Annotated in this window: 1 protein-coding gene; it reads left to right on the forward strand. The window is 67.7% G+C overall.

The window, feature by feature from the left end:
- Positions 1 to 1,140: SH3 domain-containing protein (locus AB4Y84_RS22015; RefSeq protein WP_442250978.1), on the forward strand; the 1,140-nt coding region annotated here is incomplete at its 5' end.
- Between the last annotated feature and the right edge of the window lie 62 nt (positions 1,141 to 1,202).

A 1,202-nucleotide genomic window follows, 5' to 3' on the forward strand; every position in this document is an offset into this window, starting at 1 on the left:
GCGGCACAGGTGCGTGACAGCATCGGCGCGCTTTCGAGCTGGCCCACGCGGGCGCTGTATGACGACAAGGGCCGCGCCATCGTACCGGACGTGCGCGGCGCGATCGAAGCCAACCTCGGTCTCGACGCAGTTCCGTCGCAGGTGRCGCCAGACTACGCCCTGGTGGTGAAGCGCGCTGCGCTGCGCACCTTCCCCACCCGCCAGCGTGTCTTCAGCACCGTCGGCGATACCGACATCGACCGCTTCCAGGAGTCGGCGCTGTTTCCTGGTGACAAGGTAGCCGTCRTCCACCGCAGCACCGACGGCCGCTGGCTGTTCGTGCACAGCGAGCGCTACAGCGCATGGATCGAAGCCGACGCCGTGGCCAGCGGTGACAAGGCCACGGTGCTCGGCTACGGCGCGAAGGGCCCGTACCGCATCGTCACCGCTGCCACAGCGCACACCGCCTACACACCCGAAGAACCGCGCGTATCGCGCCTGCAGCTGGACATGGGCGTGCGCCTGCCGGTGTTGGTCGACTGGCCCGCCGCTGAGCCAGTAAACGGGCAACAAGCGCACGCCTCGTGGGTGGTGCAGCTGCCGGTGCGCGAGGCCGATGGCCGCCTGAAGCTGGTGCCGGCGCTGCTGCCGCGCTCGCAGGACACCGCCGCCGACTACCTGCCGCTGACCCCGCGCCTGCTGCTGCAGCAATCGTTCAAGTTCCTCGGCGAGCGCTATGGCTGGGGCCACGACTACGACACCCGCGACTGCAGTGGATTCGTATCGGAGATCTACCGCAGCTTCGGCGTGCTGCTTCCACGCAACACCAGCGCACAGGCGGTCAGTCCCGCGCTGGACCGCCTGCCGTTCACCGCCAAGGACGGCAAGGCCGTGCGCGACCGCGCCGTCACCGATCTGCAGGTGGGTGACCTGGTCTACATCCCCGGCCACGTGATGATGGCCATCGGCCACGTCGATGGCCGCACCTGGGTGATCCACGATACCGCGGGCGGCAGCTGGTTCGGCGCCGATGGCAAGCGTGTGCAGGCCCACCTCAATGGCGTATCGGTCACCCCGCTGGAGCCGATGATGGCCAGCGACAGCGTCCGCTACATCGATCGCATCACCAACATCCAACGCCTGCGTGCCAAGAACCCCTGAATGAAGATCACCGCCATCGAACTGGGCATGCTGCGCGTGCCGCTGAAGACCCCTTTCAAGAC

The sequence above is a fragment of the Stenotrophomonas sp. 2YAF22 genome (genome assembly GCF_052114665.1).
Lineage (GTDB): Bacteria > Pseudomonadota > Gammaproteobacteria > Xanthomonadales > Xanthomonadaceae > Stenotrophomonas > Stenotrophomonas indicatrix.